General features: G+C 68.3%; 14 protein-coding genes. 10 read left to right on the forward strand and 4 right to left on the reverse strand.

Going from position 1 to position 18951, the window contains the following annotated elements:
* Positions 1–388: 388 nt before the first annotated feature.
* Positions 389–982: a hypothetical protein gene (locus LWF15_RS08505; protein ID WP_232809853.1), complete on the forward strand. Its 594-nt coding sequence runs from the start codon at positions 389–391 to the stop codon at positions 980–982.
* 33 nt (positions 983–1015) lie between these two features.
* On the opposite strand, the gene LWF15_RS08510 is transcribed toward LWF15_RS08505, so the two are convergent.
* The gene (locus LWF15_RS08510) at positions 1016–2200 is read right to left on the reverse strand and encodes an MFS transporter (protein WP_232809854.1); all 1185 of its coding nucleotides are present in this window, start codon (positions 2198–2200) and stop codon (positions 1016–1018) included.
* Positions 2201–3028: 828 nt separating this feature from the next.
* Between LWF15_RS08510 and LWF15_RS08515 the strand changes: the two genes are divergently transcribed.
* From LWF15_RS08515 to LWF15_RS08530, 4 genes are all read left to right on the forward strand, one after another.
* Positions 3029–4681 carry a family 43 glycosylhydrolase gene (locus LWF15_RS08515; RefSeq protein ID WP_232809855.1) on the forward strand — a complete coding sequence of 551 codons (1653 nt, stop codon included), beginning with the start codon at positions 3029–3031 and terminating at the stop codon, positions 4679–4681.
* 288 nt (positions 4682–4969) lie between these two features.
* Entirely contained in the window at positions 4970–6286 is a 1317-nt protein-coding gene (locus LWF15_RS08520) for an ABC transporter substrate-binding protein (protein ID WP_232809856.1), read from the forward strand.
* 3 nt (positions 6287–6289) lie between these two features.
* Positions 6290–7240, forward strand: a complete 951-nt coding sequence (locus tag LWF15_RS08525) for a carbohydrate ABC transporter permease (protein WP_232809857.1) — start codon at positions 6290–6292, stop codon at positions 7238–7240.
* Complete coding sequence (locus tag LWF15_RS08530; protein WP_232809858.1) at positions 7237–8103, forward strand: carbohydrate ABC transporter permease; 867 nt, start codon at positions 7237–7239, stop codon at positions 8101–8103. Before LWF15_RS08525 ends, LWF15_RS08530 begins: the two co-directional genes overlap by 4 nt.
* Here the strand turns inward: LWF15_RS08530 and LWF15_RS08535 are convergent.
* Positions 8100–8966: an AraC family transcriptional regulator gene (locus LWF15_RS08535; RefSeq protein WP_232809859.1), complete on the reverse strand. Its 867-nt coding sequence runs from the start codon at positions 8964–8966 to the stop codon at positions 8100–8102. The two genes, LWF15_RS08530 and LWF15_RS08535, sit on opposite strands and share 4 nt — an antisense overlap.
* Positions 8967–9050: 84 nt before the next feature.
* Between LWF15_RS08535 and LWF15_RS08540 the strand changes: the two genes are divergently transcribed.
* The 5 genes from LWF15_RS08540 to LWF15_RS08560 are packed head-to-tail and all read left to right on the forward strand — an operon-like array spanning position 9051 to position 16821.
* A complete protein-coding gene (locus LWF15_RS08540) occupies positions 9051–12293 on the forward strand; it encodes a DUF5107 domain-containing protein (protein WP_232809860.1) in 3243 nt (1080 codons plus the stop codon).
* Complete coding sequence (locus tag LWF15_RS08545) at positions 12290–13519, forward strand: cellulase-like family protein (protein ID WP_232809861.1); 1230 nt, start codon at positions 12290–12292, stop codon at positions 13517–13519. The genes LWF15_RS08540 and LWF15_RS08545 overlap by 4 nt, the downstream gene beginning before the upstream one ends.
* Positions 13512–15755, forward strand: a complete 2244-nt coding sequence (locus LWF15_RS08550; RefSeq protein ID WP_232809862.1) for a beta-galactosidase — start codon at positions 13512–13514, stop codon at positions 15753–15755. Before LWF15_RS08545 ends, LWF15_RS08550 begins: the two co-directional genes overlap by 8 nt.
* Positions 15752–16660 (forward strand): aldose epimerase family protein, encoded by a 909-nt coding sequence (locus tag LWF15_RS08555; protein ID WP_232809863.1) that lies wholly within the window; start codon positions 15752–15754, stop codon positions 16658–16660. The genes LWF15_RS08550 and LWF15_RS08555 overlap by 4 nt, the downstream gene beginning before the upstream one ends.
* A 5-nt stretch (positions 16661–16665) precedes the next feature.
* Positions 16666–16821, forward strand: a complete 156-nt coding sequence (locus LWF15_RS08560) for a hypothetical protein (RefSeq protein WP_232809864.1) — start codon at positions 16666–16668, stop codon at positions 16819–16821.
* Positions 16822–16864: 43 nt separating this feature from the next.
* Here LWF15_RS08560 and LWF15_RS08565 read toward each other — a convergent pair whose 3' ends face one another.
* The gene (locus tag LWF15_RS08565) at positions 16865–18034 is read right to left on the reverse strand and encodes a DUF4832 domain-containing protein (protein ID WP_232809865.1); all 1170 of its coding nucleotides are present in this window, start codon (positions 18032–18034) and stop codon (positions 16865–16867) included.
* 313 nt (positions 18035–18347) lie between these two features.
* The coding region (locus LWF15_RS08570; protein ID WP_232809866.1) for a pyridoxamine 5'-phosphate oxidase family protein at positions 18348–18951 on the reverse strand (604 nt) is incomplete at its 5' end.

The raw sequence follows: 18951 nt of genomic DNA on the forward strand, positions 1-18951 counted from the left end.
ATGGATTGGTTGAAGCGGGTGACCCGGCCGCGAGACAATCAGGTGAGTTGTAGCGGGGCTGACATTCCGAGTGATTTCCCGGACCAAAGGCCTGCGGGATCCGACAACATGTGGAGCCGCGTCGATCCTTAGCATGGGGTCCCGATATTTAAAACCCTCCCGGCGCCAGTCGTGACACGGCTGTGCGAAAACTAATGCGTCCGGAAGACAGTTACACGGTGTGCGCTGACGGTCTGCGCGCCGACCATTCGACTGTCTAGATCTTGGGCTCGGTCATCAAGGAGAATTTATGCCCGGTCAACGGAAAAACATTCCTGCTGCTACCGAGGCGGCGCTATGGGTGCTTAGTAACGGTACGTGCTATGCGCCCGGTTGCAGTGCGCCCGTCATGACTGAGGTGCGGGAATCTGTGTACCGGAAGAATGCTCAAGTCTCGCACATCTATGGGGTCAGGCCAACGGCTCCTCGTTTCCGGAAAGACTTGTCGGACAGTCAGCGTGATTCGTTCGCCAACCTACTCCTGCTCTGTTTGCCACATCATGGTGAGGTCGATGATCGTAAGACCGGGGAACAGCTTTATCCCCCAGCCATGCTTTTCTCTTGGAAGAAAGCTCATGAAGGATCTAACGCGAAACCTCTGGCGGCCTTGGGAACTCTAAGAGAAGACGACTTGGACGAGCTGCTGGCAAGCGTCTTCACCCCTCCTTTGGAGAGGCTGGAGGCTATTGCGGAACGTCTCGAGAAGACTGGAACAGTCACTGAGGGCACCGCTCAAGAACTGAAACAAATCGTGGATGTGCTGCGGGAAACGCCTTCATTGGATGGAAGCACTGCATCGCGGCTGATGGAGGCCGCTGAGATCTTCAGTTCAACAAACTTGAGTGAGACCGCTCGCCAACTGTCGAACGCCGCCGAAGTCTTGGATGCTCGGCGCCTCGAGGCGGCCGCCGATAAACTTATGAGGGCAAGCGAATACCTCTGATCGGCCGTCTACGCCTCGTCCCAGGGGCAGCGGCTACCGGTGATCTACTACGCCCACTCCCTCACGGCCTGGTCGGGGCTGCTCGTCGAGGCCGGTCTCGTTCTGGAGCGGGTGCGGCACGTCCGCGAGCCCTCCGGGCACACCGTGCTGCTTCTGCGTGCTCGCCGTCAGGACCAGCAGGGCCCCGGCTGCTGCAGCGACCACCAGGCCCGCCGTCGTGAACGCGGCACCGACTGAGGCTGAGACCAGCAGCGGTAGGGCCGCCATGCTCACCATGCACCCGATGTCCAGGCCCGCTGTGTAGACCGTCATCGCCCTCAGGCGGTCCGGGCCCGGAAGCTGCCCGAGCTGCGTGCCCAGCGTGACGTCGCCCAGCGGCATCAGGGCCGAAGCCACGGCCGACAGGATCAGCAGCTCGGCCAGTGATCCGGCGAACGCGAAACCGACCAGGACGATGCCGCGGGCGATCCAGGCTGCGCAGAGAACCGTCAGCCAGCGCCCTGGTGCTGGGGCGGGAGTGTTGCCGACAGCGAGGTTTCCCAGGACGGCGCCGAGGCCGGAGGCCATCAGGACCACCCCGAACGCCTGTACGCCCAGGCCGAGTTGCACCGTCAGCAGGACAGGCACCCCGACCGAGATCACGCCGTAGAACGCCTGGCCCAGGCTGTCGACGGCCACCGCCCACGCCAGTACCGGGTACCGGCGTGCGACAGTGCGGGCGGTCGGGGCCGCCTCAGCGGCACGGCCCTCGGTGCTTGCCTCGGGGGTATCCGGTTTCACGACGGTCTCGGGTGCGCGCCGGGCCAGCCAGAGCAGCACCAGCGCGGACACGGCAAAGGTCGCAGCGTCGATCAGGAACAACGCATCGGTCGAGACCACGGCCAGCAGCGCCGCGGCTGCACCAGGGCCGAGAATCCACGTCAATCGGCCGGTCACGTCCATTAGCCCGGTGACGGCCCGCAACTGCTCGGCGGGCACCAGTTCGGGAACCAGCGAGGCCCGGGCCGGGTCGCTCAGTGAATCCGCGGTCCCGATGATCACGATGACGACGATGATCCCGGCGAGGCCCAGGCTGTCCCACAGCCAGGGGATCGCGGCGATCACCGGGATCTGCGCGGCCTCGATCCCGGCCAGGGCGCGGAACGAGGCCACCCGTGCGACCAGCTTGCGGCCGAACAGTCCGATCAGGATGTGCGGGACCGCCTCGGCGATGACCACGATGCCCAGGGCGAGCGCGCCGGATTTCTCCCATACCGTTCAGGCGAGAGCCAGGGTGAAGAACCGGTCTCCGAAGACGCTGATGAGCTCGCCGAGCCAGAGCGCCAGGACGCGCCGGTCACGCAGGAGCTGCAGGTATCGCTTTCGACTACCCCCGGGAGTCAGGCAACGACCGGGCAGACCCTAGAGCAGAACGCCGCTCAGCAGAACCGAACCGGCTTGCTTCCGGAGTGCACATATGTACTTCGGGAGGTGGGGAGCGAGCTCCAGCGAGCTGGGATACGTGCAGGGGATGGCGCGGGCGTGATCATCATGCAAGAGGCCTTCGCTACCTCGTGACCTTGCGTCGTCTTCCTGGCTGTCTGCTGAGGGATACGCCCGCTGCGTGCGCCGAAACGGAAGAAGGGTGTTCCGTGACCCGTCTCAGGTTGGCTGTCCGCGAGTGGAACTCAGGACGTTTGCCAGCAGCAAACATCCATTGGTTGCAGTTAGGTTCGGGTCACTTGTAACTGAGAACCGTCCCACAGGTGCGCTGTTGGCGGTAGAGTCGGCGGCCACTACCAGGCACATAGTGCACAAAGGCTTGCACGCGGCCCGTGTGCCCAGATCCCACACCGCGTTCATCAGTGCGGCATCAGCAGGCGCTGCCACCGGATCTGGCAGCTCGCGCAGAGCGGCGTAGAAGCGGACTACCCGCACAGGCGAACGCGCCGGGAGCAGCGGATTGTCCAGATAGTCCATTGCTGAGTCCATTCGGCCGCAGAAACATGAGTCCTAGGGTCCTGCGTGAACACTGGATGACGGAGTCCGGTGGCTAGGAGGATCTGCATGTTCGGCGTCACCTCTGTCCTGCGGCGCGGAGCCCTCGCGGCCGTCGCCGCGGGCCTTCTCGTGGGGCTCGCGGGGATCAGCCCATCGGTGGCCGCCCCGGCTGACCTGGCTCACCCGGCCGGCCCGGTGAAGGCTGCGGGGAAGTCCCAGGAGATCACGAATGACTCGTTCTGGAAGGACACCTCCGGCAACCTGATCGCCTCGCAGGGCGGGGGAGTGTTCAGGTTCGGCGACACCTACTACTGGTACGGCGTTCACTACCAGGAGGCCGAACCGTACGCTGCGTCTCCCTCAAAGGCTTATTCCACGGCAACCTTTGAATCGATCGACGTCTACTCCTCCAAGGATGCGGTCAACTGGACGTTCCGCAACCGCGTGGCGACCCGGGCCACGGCCCTGGACATACCGACGTCCAAAGATGTCATCGGTGATGCCTTCTCCCGGATGACGTCACTGGCCGACGCCAGCTGGGTCGGACGGATGGGGGTGGTGCGTAACGAGCAGACCGGGAAGTACGTGCTGGTCACCCAGATGGAGACCGGCTTCGACAAGAACGTCAAGACCAACCACAGCGTCCTGTTCCTGGAGAGCGACACTCCCGCCGGCGACTTCACCTACGCCAACGTGCAGACGCAGATCCCGGGCGTCCTCTATCAGGGCACCGGCGACCAGACGGTCTTCACCGACGACGACGGCCAGGACTACCTGGTCTTCAGCAACCAGAGCGGCCGGGCCAACACCTATGTCGCCCGGATCGACCCCTCCGACTCGCCGATCGTGGAACCGGCGGTCCGGGTCGCGGTCAACCCCGCCGGGCGCGAGGGCAACGCGATGTTCAAGGCCAACGGCCGCTACTACATCGCCAGTTCGGACCTGCATGGCTGGAACACCTCGGTCACCCACGTCATCAAGTCCGACAGCGCCGACATTCAGGGCTCCTACGGCCAGGAGTTCGTGATGAAGGGCACCGAGAAGGACTACAGCCACGTCACCCAGACCGGGTTCTTCTTCACGGTGCATGGAAAGAAGCAGAGCACGGTCGTTTTCGCGGGAGACCGCTGGGCCGACTTCGCCTGGAACGGCATCGGGTACAACCAGTGGATGCCGCTGAGCTTCGACGGTGGCGACCCGGTGTTCCACTCCCTCAGCTCGTGGAAACTGGATGCCAAGAGCGGGAAGTGGAGCGTGGGTAAGGGCAACAACTACATCCTGAACCCTGAGTTCGCGGCCGACCGGGTCGCGGTCAAACAGGTGACGGGCTGGACGACGACGGTCGCGGAGGGGTCCCCGTCCACCGACTTCGTCTCCAACCCCACCCCGGGGGCCAACAGCAGCCGTTTCGCTGCCGCTCTGGGGAACCCGGCGGGCTTCGCCGGCTCGATCTCACAGCAGAACGAGGTGCCTGCCGGCACGTACACGCTCTCCCTGCTGGCCAGGACGACGCCGGGGCTGCAGTCGGCCAAGATCACGATGAAGGACGCCCGTGGTCGGGTGACGTCGCTGGATCTCGGCGGCGTGGGGTCGGCCTGGTCTGCGGTGAGCAAGACCAAGGTCAAGCTGCCCGCCGGCGTGGTCACGGTGTCGGTGGAAGGCAGTTCGTCCGCAGGAGGGACGCTCGCCGTCGATGGGCTCTCGCTGACCCGCTCCTGACGGGCTCCTGGCTGGCGAAGGTATGAACCGGACCGCCCGGGGCTTCACGCCCCGGGCGGTCCTGCTGTTCGTGGCCGGGACAGCCGTAGTTTTGTCCTTAATCAGGACCCACATCGAGCTCGCCGGGACAACCGACCGGCCTGGGCCTGTGCGATGGCCCTTCCCGAGATCATCAGATCCTCCATGTCGGCCCGGCAATTTCCTATAAACCGAAGGCTGGTCCGGCCACTAGCGTCGGCTCCAGGCAGGGAGGCGGGGGCCCTACAACGACGTAAGGGAGACAGATCCGTGAACGGTCTGAAGTCACTACGCACCGTGGCCGCAGCCGGTGTTGTGATGATCGCGCTGGCCGCCTGTGGCGGCGGTGACAGTGGTGACAGCGGTGACAGTGGGACGCCCTCGGGTCCGGTGGACCTGGGCTACATGGGCTGGGTGCCCAAGGCCGAGGAGGCGGTCGCCCTCTGGAACGAGGCCAACCCGGACGAGAAGGTGACCTACACGCCGGTCGCCAACGGCCAGGAGGCCTACCCGAAGATCCGTTCGTCGGTGCAGGCGGGCAACGCCGGCTGCCTGGCGCAGCTCACCTACGACCAGGTGCCGAGCTTCGTGGCCGACGGCATGCTGATGGATGTCACCGCGTACACCGGTGACATCAAGGACTCCTACCTGGACTGGACCTGGTCCCAGGTCAGCCCGGGCGGCAAGACCTACGCGATCCCGCAGGACACCGGCCCGATGGGCCTGTTCTACCGCAAGGACCTGTTCGAGAAGTACGACATCGAGGTCCCCACCACCTGGGACGAGTTCGCCGCCGCGGCCAAGAAGGTCCGCGAGGCCGACCCGGACGCCTACCTGACCTACCTGGCCACCGACGACTCCAGCACCGTGGCCGCCTACGCCTGGCAGCGCGGCGCCTCCTGGTTCTCGATCCAGGACGGCGGCTGGAAGGTCGGGATCGACGACGAGGCCAGCCAGGCGTCCGCCGCCTACTGGCAGGGCCTGCTGGACTCCGGCGACATCAGCCCGACCAAGCGCTGGGACCCGGGCTTCTACAGCCAGCTGGCCGACGGCAAGTACCTGTCGATGATCGGCGCCGCCTGGAACTCGGCCCTGATCGAGCAGAACGTCGGTGACACCTCCGGCAAGTGGGCCGTCGCCCCGATGCCCACGGTGGCCGGCTCGGACACCACGGCCAACTCCGGTGGTTCGGCCGTGGCCGTGCTCAAGGGCTGCAAGTTCCCCGAGCAGGCGGTCAAGTTCGCCAACTGGCTGAACAGCAGCGAGGACAGCATGAACGTCCTGGCGGCCTCCGACGGGGGCGGCCTGTTCCCGGCCGCCGAGGCGGCGCTGCAGTACGACGTGGTCAACCAGGAGCCCGAGTTCTTCGGCGGCCAGAACATCTCCACCGTCTTCGCCGACGCCGCGCAGAAGGTGAACACCCAGTGGGCCTGGGGCCCGACGTACTCCTCCACCGACACCGAGCTCATCGACGGTCTGGCCTCGGTCGCGACCAAGAAGAGCACGCTGCCCGAAGTGATGACCTCACTGCAGGAGTCCACGGTGGCCACGATGAGCGAACGCGGCATCACGGTCGCGGGCAACTGATCCATGACCGCAACCACCGCTCGCCCGAGGGCGGTGCGCGGGGGCCAGAGCCCGCGCACCGCCCGACGGCGGGGGCCACGTCAGTTCCGGGGCGCCATCCTGGCGCTGACGCTGCCCTTCGTCCTTCTGTTCCTGTTCGTCTACGTGGCGCCGGTGATCTACGCGACCGGGCAGAGTTTCTTCTCCCTGAAGACGAGCGCGCTCGGCTTCGAGGCACCCGAGACGGTCTTCGTCGGCTTCGACAACTACAGCAAAGCCCTCACCAGCGGCGAGTTCTGGGGTGCGCTGGGCCGGATCCTGCTGTTCGGCGTGGTTCAGGTCCCGCTGATGCTGGGAGTCGCGCTGGGGCTGGCCCTGCTGCTGGACTCGCTGGCCAACCGCTGGGTCAGCGTGTACCGGGTGATCTACTTCCTGCCCTACGCCATCCCCGGTGTGATCGCGGCGGTGCTGTGGTCCTACCTGTACTCGCCCTCGCTGAGCCCGTTGGTGGACGCCGGTAACTCGCTCGGTGTGCACCTCGACTTCCTGGCGCCCAGCGTGGTGCTGTGGTCGATGGCCAACATCACCACCTGGGTGTTCACCGGCTACAACATGCTCATCCTGCTCTCGGCCCTGCAGGCGATCCCGCGTGACCAGCTGGAGGCGGCCCGGATCGACGGCGCCTCCGAGGTGCGCATCGCCCGCTCGGTCAAGACCCCGCAGATCCGCCCCGCCCTGGTGCTGACCGGCGTCAACTCGATCATCGGCACCATCCAGCTGTTCAACGAGCCGCAGGTGATGCGCGTGATCGCCGACTCGGTCAACAGCAGCTACACCCCGACCATGCTGGCCATGGGCTCGGCCTTCGTGAAGAACGACTACGGCTACGCGGCGGCCGTCTCGGTGTTGCTGGCCCTGGTCGCCGGCCTGCTGTCTCTCGTCTACTACCGCGTCGCCATGAGGAGGGCGGAATGACCGCCGCCACCGACCGTCACCAAGAGCTCCAGGTCAGCCGGAAGAACGCCTGGCTGACGATGGGCGTGCTCACCCTGGCCGCGGTCTACTTCCTGATCCCGGTCTGGTGGCTGCTGGTCTCGGCCACCAAGGACAACACCTCGCTGTTCAGCTCCAACGGTTTCTGGTTCTCCGGCCAGAGTTTGAGCGACAACGTCAGCGACGTGCTGACCCGCCAGGACGGCCTGTTCGTACGCTGGCTGGGCAACTCCCTGCTGTACGCCGGGATCGGCGGGGCCCTGGCGACGCTGCTCGGGGTGGCCTGCGGTTACGCCATCGCCAAGTACGACTTCCGCGGGCGCGGCGTGCTGTTCGGCGGGATCCTGGCCGGGGTGCTGATCCCCAGTGCGCTGCTGACGGTGCCGCTGTACCTGCTGTTCTCCCGTCTGGGACTGGTCAACAGCATCTGGGCCGTGATGATCCCGGCCGTGGTGAACCCGTTCGCGGTGTATCTGGGACGCGTCTACGCCGCTGCGGCGGTGCCGGACGAGCTGATCGAGGCGGCCCGGATCGACGGTGCGGGGGAGATCCGGATCTTCTTCAGCATCGCCCTGCGGCTGATGTCGCCCGCGCTGGTGACGGTGTTCCTGTTCACCTTCGTGTCGATCTGGAACAACTTCTTCCTGCCGTTGATCATGCTGAGCGACCAGAACCTGTACCCGGTGACCCTGGGCATCTACAACTGGTACACCCAGACCCGCGAGGCCAACTACAACATCGTCATCACCGGTTCGCTGCTGTCGGTGATCCCGCTGGTGGTGGCCTTCCTTTCGCTGCAGCGGTTCTGGCGGGCGGGTCTGACCGCGGGAAGCGTGAAGTCCTAACCCTTGTGCAGGGCCCGGTAACTGGTCGGGGTCTCGCCGTGCAGCTTGTGGAACTGCCGGGAGAAGTACAGCGGATCGTGGTAGCCCACGGCCCGGGCCACCTCTCCGATCGGCATGGTCGTGGTGTCCAGCAGGGCCCGGGCCCGGGCCATCCGCAGGCTCAGGTGGTAGGCGGTGACCCCGCCGCCGGTCGCCTGCCGGAACAGGGCGCTCAGGTGGGAGGAGGAAAGACCCACCAGGGCGGCCAGTTCCGGCACGGCGATCGTGGAGTCGGTGCGCTCCTCGAGATAGCGGATCGCCCGCTGCAGAGGTGTGCCGTTCTCGGGCAGGGCCCGGTCGACGATGAGCTGCGTCAGCAGGTGCCAGGCCACACCGCTGGCCGCGGTCAGGTGGCTGGGCGTCTGGCCGCGCTCCAGGATGGAGACGATCTCGTCCAGCAGGGCGGTGGCGCGGTCCAGGGAGCGCAGCACGATCTTCGCCACCGCCCCCTGGGCATCCAGTAGGTCGGGTACCTCGCGCACCTCCGACCCACGCAAGTGGCACCACCAAATCGTCCATGGATGGCGTTCTGACGAGCCGTACTCGTGGGCCATGTGGGTGGGAATGACAACGCAGGTGGACGGGGTGACGTCGATCCGCTGATCGCCGGCGCTCACCCAGCCCGCACCTTGGATACACAACATCAGGATCATCTCGGGCGTCCCAACGGGACGATTCCGCAGGTGATCCTTCGCTTTTGGGAAGTACCCGGCGTCGGTGACCACCAGACGCCGGGTGAGCGGGCTGTGCAGGGCGGCCTCCACCAAGGGGCGCGGCACCACGCACAGGCGCTGATTCTCGAAACCGTCGCGCCGCGCCACCATGTGCCCAACCTCGCCGTCGTATCGTCCATGTAGACCGTTGCTGGAACCATATCCGGCAGGGGCGCAAGTGCCTAGCGTGTCGGTATGACCGGCCGACCTTCTCGCATCACCCTTCCCGCGGCCCCACCGGCGCAGCAGGACACGCTCGCCGCCGGTGGGGTGGCCTGCTGGCAGCAGGACGTGGAGATCCTGACCTACGAGCCGGGCGAGCCGGACGCGTTCCCGATGTTCTTCGACCGCCGGGTCTACCAGGGCTCGGACGGCGGCGTGTACCCGCTGCCCTTCACCAGCCGCATCGACCCGCAGCCGCATCCCCGGGCCTGGCGGGCGGTGCACCTGGAGAACCGCTGGGTGCGGCTGATGCTGCTGCCCGAGCTGGGCGGGCGCATCCACATCGGCTACGACAAGACCCGAGACTACGACTTCTTCTACCGCAACAACGTGATCAAGCCTGCTCTGGTCGGCCTGGCCGGCCCCTGGATCTCCGGGGGTGTGGAGTTCAACTGGCCGCAGCACCACCGTCCCGGCACCTACCTGCCGGTCGAGACCAGCATCGAGCACCAGGACGACGGCAGCGTCATCGTCTGGCACAGCGACCTGGACCCCCTGCAGCGGATGCGCGCGACCCACGGGATCCGCCTGCGCCCGGACGCTTCCACCATCGAGGTGGTGGTGCGCCTGCTGAACCGCACCGACCAGCCGCAGACCTTCCTGTGGTGGGCGAACGTGGCTGCGGCCGTGCACGAGGACTACCAGTCGTTCTTCCCCACCGACGTCCGCTACGTCGCCGACCACGCCCGCCGCGCGATCACCGCCTTCCCCCGCGCCGATCGTCCCTACTACGGGGTCGACTACCCGGCGTTGGCCTCGATGAACGAGGGCGCGGACGAGATCGACCGCTACAGCTACATTCCCGTGCCCACCTCGTACATGATCACCGACACCCAGGACGCATTCTTCGGGGGCTACGACCATCGCGCCGGCGCCGGTTTCGTGCACTGGGCCGACCGGGACATCTCGCCGGGCAAGAAGCAGTGGACGTGGGGCAACGGCCCGATCGGGCACGCCTGGGACCGTCAGCTGACCGACGGCGACGGCCCCTACGTGGAGCTCATGGCGGGCGTCTTCACCGACAACCAGCCCGACTTCAGCTATCTCGCGCCGGGCGAGACCCGCCAGTTCAGCCAGTTCTGGTACCCGATCCAGGACGTCGGCGTGGTCCATCAGGCCACCGCCGAGGCGGCGATCAGTGTCGAGGTCGATGAAGGACGTGTGCGGCTGGGGATTGCGGCGGCCCACCGGATCGAGGGGCGCGTGGAGGTCTCGTACGCGGGCCAGGTGCTCGAGCACCTCGACGTGGTCCTGGAGCCGGGTTCGCCCTACGTGGGTCAGCTGAGTGTCTCCGGCTGCCGCCACCGCGACGAGCTCGTCGTGCGTCTGCTGAGCGGAGAGCGGGAGGTCGTGGCCTGGCAGGCCCACCCCGAGGCCCCGCAACCGTGGTCGGCCACCGCTCCGGCGCCGGCCGCGCAGCTGGACTCGATCGACGAACTGCTGCTGACCGCCCAGCACCTGGTGCAGTACCGGCACCCCACACGGGCCGCGCGTCCTTACCTGAACCGAGCGCTGGAACTGGACCCGGAGGACTCGCGCGCCCACCTCGCCCTGGCCGAGATGGACTACCGGCAGGGCCGGTACGCCCAGGCCCTGATCCACGTCGACGCCGCCGCCGGGCGGATACTGCGGCGCAACCTGAACCCGGCCACCGGGCAACTGCCCTACCTTCGCGGGCTCATCCTCGAACGCCTCGAACGTCATGACGAGGCCGCCCAGGCCTTCGCCAAATCGGCCTGGGACGGCGCCTACACCCTGCCCGGGCACCTCGGCGCCGCCCGCGCGATGCTCCGCTCGGGCAACGTCGAGGCCGCGGCGGCCCATGCCGACGCGGCGCAAGACAGCGACCCGCGCAACCCCATGGCCCAGGCCCTAACGGTGCTGTGCCGGCACCGCGCCGGTACTCCCGGGCAGGCCGACGAGCTACTGGCCGAGGCCAGGCGCGCCGACCCGCTGGACCCGTTCCTGGCTGCTCTGGACGCAACACTGGACGTGGCCGATCCGCGCACCTACCTGACCGTGGCGCAGGACCTGGCCCGGCTGGGGGAGGACGAACGGGCCCTGCACTGGGCCACCCGCGCCGCCGCGAGCGGCCCGGGGCCCTTCGGCAACCCGGTGCCGGTGGCCCACTACCTGCGGGCCATCCTGTTCGAGCGGCTCGCCCAGCCGGAGCAGGCAGCCGGAGCCCGCCGGGCGGCCGCCCAGGCCGACCGGTCCCTGGCCTTCCCGGCCGGCCTAGACGACCTGGACGTCCTGCAGGCGAGCCTCCCCGGCGACGCGGTCGCCCTGGGACTTCTGGGCACGTGGCTCCTGGGGGCCCGCCGCGGCGAGGACGCCGTGCCCGTACTGGAGCAGGCCGTCCAGCACGGGTCCACCGACGTGGTGGTCCTGCGCAACGCCGCCGTGGCCGTGGCCAACGTCCACGGCGACCTGGAGCAGGCCGAGCACTACCTGGCCCGGGCGCTGGCCGAGGCCGGCCCGCTCCCGCAGCTGGTCTACGAGCGCGACCAGCTGGCCCGTCTGCGCCAGGTCCCCAGCGGTCGGCGCCTGCAGGTGCTGCAGGAAAGCGGCGCGGACCTGTTCGCCCGCGACGACCTGGCCATTGCCTACATCGGTCTGCTCCTGGAGGAGAACCGGGTGCAGGAGGCCTGGCAGATCCTCACCACCCGCACCTTCCAGCCTTTCGAGGGCGGCGAGGGACAGGTGATCGCGGCGTACGACCGGGCCTGCCTGGCGCTGGCGGCCACGCTGGACCCGGCCGATGCAGCCGCCCTGCTCGACCAGGAGCTGCCCGAGAACCTGGGGGAGGGACGCCACCCGGCCCATCCACTGGCCCAGCGTCTGGTGGTGGCCGGAGACGCGCACCAGGCGGCCGGACACGACGCCCTGGCGCGAGAGCGCTGGCAGGCCGCCGCCGAGGCCGGGGGAGCACTGGCGGTGGCCCCGCGCCCGGCCCGGGAGGACGACTACTGGATCGGCGTGGCGCACTGCCGGCTGGGTCGCGCCGACCTGGCCGGGCAGGTCTGGTCGTCGCTGGAGGCCACGGCCGCCGACCTGGAGGCAGCCGCGGCCGAGCCGGACTACTTCGCCACGTCGCTGCCGGAGCTGCTGCTGTTCGACGTGGACGACGTGCCCGGGCGCCAGCGCCAGGTGAGCGCGTTGCGGGAGGCGGCGAGCCGGGGCAGGACCCTCACCCAGGAGGCGGTCAGCCCGTGATCCCCGAGCACCTGCCGCCGAAACTGACGATCTGCCTGTGGGACTTCTCCTGGTACACCCTGGCCGGTCCCGGCGAGCCGTACGAGGACCTGGACGTGGCCCTGGAGCAGACGGTGGCCCGGGGGTACAACACGGTGCGGATCTGCGCTGCCCCCATGCTCCTGTTCGGCGAGCTCGGACTGGACGACCTGGCCGAGAGCCTGCCCATCGAGGGGATGGGTGGCCACTACGGGCAGCGCACTCGCTGGTACGCCGTTCCCGGCGGCTACCAGACGCCGCTGAGGGCCCGGTTCTTCGAGCTTCTGGAGAAGTGCCGGCGCCGGGGGGTGAGCGTGATCCTTTCCAGCTGGGAGTACCAGCAGTCACCCGCCTTCGCCGGCGACCCCCGCTGGCACCGGGCGCTGCAGGCGATCCCGCACCGCCAGCGCCTGGACGAGCTGGCCGCGGCCCTGGGCCGGATGCTGAACGCGATCCGTGAGGCAGGTCTGGAGCAGGTCGTCGCCCTGGTGGAACTGCACAACGAGGTCGACTTCTCCCACGTGCCGAACGAGCGGGACAGCATCACCCGCGCGGTGGCGCACCTGCAGCAGGAGCATCCGGCGCAGCTGGTCACCGTCAGCTGGGGCAAGCCGCCGCACCTGGCGATGCACACCGTGCCGGACGGGCTGGGCGCCGGGCAGTTCCACGTCTACTCCTACGGTGTGCTGGATGCGCTGCAGGAGCAGATCGACATCCGGGCCACCGGCACCGACGCGTACCCGAACGCGGCTCTGCGCGCGCTGCAGCGGCCCGCCAGCCCGAGTTTCCAGCAGTACGGCCGCCCGGCCGCCTGGAAGCTGGAGGCGACGGTGGTCACCGACCAGATGCTCTACGGCTACGACACCATCGACGCGGTGCGCTGGGACGCCTGGCTCTATCAGAACTACGGCCGCTTCCACGAGGTGATGCGCCGCGAGATCGCCTCCCGGGTGACGGCGATCGCCGCCTGGGGGCGCTGGAAGGATGTCCCGGTGCTGGTCGGGGAGGGGTGGATCGGCTACACCCCGCTGGAGGGCACCTTCGAGGAGGGCCCGATCGGCAAGGCACTGGCCGAGCACGGTGTGCGCACCGCGGCCGAGCAGGGGCTGTGGGGCGTGCTCGCCTGCTCGAACGCGGCCCCGCACCATCCGATGTGGCAGGACGCCGCATGGCAGATCGAGATCAACGAGGAGTTCCGCAGTGCCTGAACTGAGCATCCGCTTCCGCGACTGGGAGGAGCCGGCCGGACGGCTGCCGATGGGGGACGCGGGTGCGCACCACCGGGTGGGCCTGACCTCCCGGCACCTGCTCAGGGACGGACGCCCGTGGATCCCGGTCTCGGGGGAGATCCACTACTCGCGGGTGCCCCGCGAACGCTGGCGTGAGCGTCTTGTGCTGATGCGCTCGGGCGGGATCGACGTCGTCTCCACGTACCTGATCTGGATCCACCACGAGCCGGTGCAGGGCCAGGCCCGTTTCGACGGCGACCTGGACGTGGCCGAGTTCGTGCGGTTGTGCGCGGAACTGGACCTGCACGTGGTGCTGCGGCTCGGGCCCTGGGTGCACGGTGAGACGCGCAACGGCGGCTTCCCCGACTGGGTGCAGCAGGCGCCGGTCCGCCACCGCACGGACGACCCGGGGTACCTGGAGCTGGTGAGCGCCTGGTTCCAGCGGCTGGGCAAGGAGCTCGCCGGGCTGTGCGGGCCCGACAGCCCGGTCATCGGCCTGCAGCTGGAGAACGAGCTGTACACCGAACCCGGTCACCTGCTCACCCTCAAGCGCCTGGCCCGCGAGGCGGGGCTGAGCGCCCCGATCTGGACGGCGACCGCCTGGGGCGGCGCGGATCTGCCCGCGCACGAGGTGTTCCCGTTGTGGGCCGGGTACGGCGACGGGTTCTGGGTGGACGCGGCCGACGGCTGGGCGCCGAACTTCCGCGCCCACTTCTTTTTCTCGCACGAGTGGGACGACCCGGGCGTCGGGGCGGACGTGCGTGACCTGCAGGCGCTGGAGCAGACGTCCACCGCCTCCGAACCGGGCGTCTCCGGTTTCCCGCCCGCTACGTGCGAACTGGGCGGCGGGATGGCCAGCACCTACCACCGGCGGATCGTTCCGGCAGCGGAGGACATCGCGGCCGTCGCCAACGCCAAGCTCGGCAGCGGGTCGATGTGGCAGGGCTACTACATGTACGCCGGTGGCCTGAATCCGGCCGGGATCGGCCCGGTTCAGGAGTCGCACGCCACCGGCTACCCGAACGACCTGCCCGTCAGCGACTACGACTTCCACGCCGCGATCGGCGCGGCCGGCCTGCCTTCTCGCGCGCATGCGGCGCTACGCCGCCAGCACGCTTTCCTGCAGGCCTTCGGCAGCGACCTGGCCGACATGCCCTCGGTGCTGCCCGAGCAGCAACCGCACGGGCTGGGTGACGTTCAGACCCTGCGCTGGGCGCTGCGCTCGGACGGCCGTTCGGGCTTCGTCTTCATCAACTGGCACCAGCCGCACGTCCCTCTCCCGACCCGCCGCAACGTCCACCTGAGCGCCGAACTGGCGGAAAACGTCATCAATCTGGGGCCCTTCGACGTACCGCCCGCAACGATCGCCCGCTGGCCCATCGGTCTGTCGCTCAACGGAATCCAGCTGCGCTCGGCGACCGCATCGGCGCTGACCGCCCTGACCGACGGCACGCTGGTCCTGGTGGCAGAGGCCGGGATCGACGTGGTCGTCGACGCCGACGCCGAGCAGAGCGCCGAGGGGGACGTCCTGCGCCTGACGGCCCAAGACCGTTCTGCCACGGTCATCGTCATCGCGGCCGCGGACGCCGACCGCGTCTGGGTCCTCGACGATCGTCTCGTCGTGCTCAGCGAGCACCCCGTATGGTGCGACGGCGGGCGCATTTTCGTCGAGGCGGACCGCGCACCACGGCTGGAGATTTTGAGGGCCGACGGCCGTCGGGTGCCCGCTCTGAGCGCCCTGGCTGAGGCAGAACGCGCCCGTGCGGTCCAGGTGAGCCAGACCCGGGAGTTCGGGCCGCCGCTGGCTTCCTACGGTTCGTTCGGCGGCCGCGCCTCCGCACCGTCCCCTGAGTCCATTGCGCAGCAAGCGGGCGTTTTCGAGCTTGAAGACGTCGGTGAGCCCGTAGCGGGAACGCGGCGCCTTCTGGAGATTGAGTGGGCGGGCGACGTGGCCCAGTTGTGCGTCGACGACGAAGTGGTGGCCGACCGCTTCTGGGATGGCACCCCCTGGACCGTGGACCTGGACACGGTTCCCGGAGCCTCGGGCGCGCAAGTCTCGCTGCGTATCCTGGCCCTGCACCCGGAGGCCGACGTCTGGCTCGATGTCGCGGCGCTGGATCGCCGCCGGGCTGAGATCGAGCCGCTGGCCGCGCTGGACGCGGTGACCTTGTCCCGGCTCACGACCTGGTCGGCATCCCTCAGTGAGCTGGGGTGAGCATCGGGCTCGCTTCGGCGGACGGACGCGTCCGGGCTGCCGTCGACCTCGTCGGCGGCGGCCTGCAGGCGCTTTCGGTGGACGGGTGCGACATCGTGGAGGGCTACGACCAGGGTCCTCCGCCCCATGCAGCGGGTGCGGTCCTGTTCCCCTGGCCGAACCGGGTCCGCGACGGCCGGTGGACCCACCGGGGCGTCGAACGGCAGTTGGAGGTGTCCGAGCCGGGGCTGAACAACGCCAACCATGGGCTGGTCTGCGAGAACGTGTTCCGGGTCGCCGGCCAGGAACCGCAGGGCGTGTGCCTGAGCACGGACGTCGTTGCCAGCCAGGGCTATCCGTTCGACCTCACCCTCACGCTGACGTACGAGGTGCTGGCGGACGGGGTGCTGGTGCAGGCCTGCGTCGAGAATCACAGCCTGGAAACGGCTCCCTTGGGCCTGGGCTTCCACCCCTACCTGCGCATCGGTGACGTCCCGACGGCGGAGCTGATGCTGGACGTCCGGGCCGGCTTCGTCCTCGATCTGGACGAACAACTGATCCCCGTGGGTCAGCATCCGGTGTCCGGCACGCCAGAGAGCCCGGCGGGCATGCCGCTGGCCGGGGCACGGCTCAATCACTGCTACGGCGGGCTCACCCCCGGCGCCAGCCATCGCCTGAAAGCTCCTGACGGCCGGCAGGTGGAACTACGCACCGACTCCCGGTTCGGCTGGGTCCAGATCTACACGTGCCCCAACTTCCCGCGCGGCATGGACACCGTGACGGCGGTGGCCGTCGAGCCCATGACCGCACCGCCCGACGCACTTCGCTCGGGCCGCGACCTGGCGTGGGTCGAGCCCGGGCACAGCTGGTCGGCGGGCTGGTCCCTGCACTTGAATCACTGGCTGGGGCGGCCGGAGTCGGACTGACGAAGGTGAACATCTGCACCGATCTGGACGGCCCCGCCGAGCAGGGCCACTCCGGCGAGTGGGCCAGCACCACCGATGTCTTTGCAGACATGGAGCACGAGGGCGTCGGCGTGATGGCGTTCAACGAAGTCCCACGCCTGATGGATGGCCGCAACCAATGAGCCACGGCGGGGCGCCGGCCAGTGCCGACACCCCGCCGGGGGCTCAGTTCACCGTGAGTGAGCCCAGGGTCAGCCATCCGTTCTTGGCCGTGTCCTGGCCCGCGTTGGCGAAGCGGATGGGCGCCCCGTTGCTGAGGGCGTTGGGGACCTGCAGGACGACGCGGTAGGAGCCCTTGGCGACTCCCGTCAGGCTGAGCGAGCTGGTGAAGTCTTTGCTGGCGCCGCTGGCGACATCGCTGATCTTCCAGCCCACGGCGGTGTTGGCCTTGAGGTTCCCGCTGCTGTCGACCAGGGCCACGCGGGCCGCCCAGGGGTAGTAGAAGGGCGCGATGCCGATGTTCTGCACGCTGGCGCCGACGGTGATGGAGCTACCGGCGGTGGCCGAGGTGGGCAGGTAGGCGCGGGTGGCCCGGAACGAGTAGCCCAGGGACTTCGCCCCGGCCAGGGCCCTGGCCCGGTCGGCGGTGGAGTAGCCGGTCTGGAACGCGTAGTGGTTCATCATCCAGCTGATGTGGGTCTGCTGGACGCTGCCGGGGAAGTCGTTGTCGCCGTCCGGTTCGATGACCGGGCAGCCGGCGGGACTGAAGATGCAGGACTGGAGTTCGGGCCGCAGTTCGCCGCCGATGGACTGGGTCTTCCACTTGTTCTGCAGGCCGTTGTCGTTGATCTTGTTCATGAAGTGCCAGCCGGCCGCGACGGGTTTGGTCTCCAGGGCGAAGGAGTCGTCGTGGTAGCCGATCGGGAGGTCGGCGTTGACCGGGTCGGGGTTGCGCACTTCCAGTTCGGTGGTCTTGAAGGCCGAGACGAAGGCGTTGAGCACGCGCCGCTGGTTGGCCGTCGTGGGCATGTAGTTCTGCGGTTTCGTCGTGCCGTCGTAGGGGTAGGTGTGCCACTCGCCCCAGAAGCCGGTCAGGCCAGCCTGGACGAAGCCGATCTGTGCCTTGCCGTCGTACCGGGCGCCCAGGGCGGCGATGAAGCGGTCTATGGCCGAGAGCAGGTTGGCGTCGTTGTAGTCGGGGATGACGCTCGTGGAGTTGTCGAATTCGGTGTAGGGGTAGGTCTTCAGGCCGCCCTGGAGCAGGAACTGGGGGATGCCGGTGGCCCGGCCGGGGTAGTCCAGGTAGAAGCGCATGGCCGTCTGGTGTCCGCGCGCCGCGGCCTGGTTCACCGCATTGTCGACGGTGCTCCAGTCGAAGGTGTTCGATCCGGTCATCACCGCGCTCACGGGGAAGTAGGACCATTCCATCGTGTGCGGGAAGCGGCTGAAGGAGCTGTCGTAGGCCTCGTTGAAGGGGATGAAGCCCTCCAGCGGGTTGGACTCGGGTTCGGCGCCGGCCAGCAGGGTGCGCCACTGTCCCCGCGCGGACGGGGCTGCCGAGGCGGATGTGGTGTAACTGGTGACGAGTGCGAGTGCGGCTGCCGTCGCGAGTGGCCGAGGTAGGTCACTAACCCGGAATGGTCACCAAGGAGCGAGACGAGTCAGGTCAGGCGCTTCAACCAACCGTCGATCCGGCACGGATTGCCGCTCAGACCGCTTGCTCGCTACCGCTTTCGTCACTCGATGATCCCGTAACGTCCGAGCTTGAGGGTCCGGTTCGTTGTTCCAGCAGGCTGGCCCGGTCGGCGGCATAGCCCACCATCCACTGCGGGCGCAGGCAGTACATCCGGATGTCCGGGCCCCAGGTCAGCGGCGACGAGCCGTAGTGCGCCGTCCAGTGCTCGATGGTCTCGGACCAGGCATCGTGGTGAGGCTCCAGCTGCTCGGCCTGGCCGTGGCTGAACACGGCCAGCCTCTCTCCGTCGACGTGGGCCACGCTGACCGCTGGGCGCTTGCTCAGGTGTACGGCCTTGGCGGCGGTGCCGGCCGTGCCGAACGTCCAGGTGCCGTGCAGGAAGTGCCCGTCCAGGGCGCTGATCCGGGGTTCGGCGCGGGCGGTGACCGTGGCCACGCTCAGCACCTTCATGCCGGTGAGCAGAGCGACCAGGTCCGACGCGGACAGGGTGTGATCGTCGTTCACGATCTCTTTCAGGTGGCTGCTCGAGGATGTGTGTGACGCATCCAGGAGAGCCTGCAGGGCGGCGACTTCTTCCGGGGTCTCCAGCATGACCGCCACCGTACGGGCGCCCACT

The organism is Kineosporia rhizophila, assembly GCF_021277265.1.
GTDB classification, from domain to species: Bacteria; Actinomycetota; Actinomycetes; order Actinomycetales; family Kineosporiaceae; genus Kineosporia; species Kineosporia rhizophila.

What these genes read in the sequence shown, in the direction of transcription:
- LWF15_RS08505 (WP_232809853.1), top strand. Translation starts at nt 389, where the DNA reads ATGACTGAGGTGCGGGAATCTGTGTACCGGAAGAATGCTCAAGTCTCG.
- LWF15_RS08515 (WP_232809855.1), top strand. Translation starts at nt 3,029, where the DNA reads ATGTTCGGCGTCACCTCTGTCCTGCGGCGCGGAGCCCTCGCGGCCGTC.
- LWF15_RS08525 (WP_232809857.1), top strand. Translation starts at nt 6,290, where the DNA reads ATGACCGCAACCACCGCTCGCCCGAGGGCGGTGCGCGGGGGCCAGAGC.
- LWF15_RS08530 (WP_232809858.1), top strand. Translation starts at nt 7,237, where the DNA reads ATGACCGCCGCCACCGACCGTCACCAAGAGCTCCAGGTCAGCCGGAAG.
- LWF15_RS08535 (WP_232809859.1), bottom strand. Translation starts at nt 8,966, where the DNA reads ATGGTGGCGCGGCGCGACGGTTTCGAGAATCAGCGCCTGTGCGTGGTG.
- LWF15_RS08540 (WP_232809860.1), top strand. Translation starts at nt 9,051, where the DNA reads ATGACCGGCCGACCTTCTCGCATCACCCTTCCCGCGGCCCCACCGGCG.
- LWF15_RS08565 (WP_232809865.1), bottom strand. Translation starts at nt 18,034, where the DNA reads ATGACCGGATCGAACACCTTCGACTGGAGCACCGTCGACAATGCGGTG.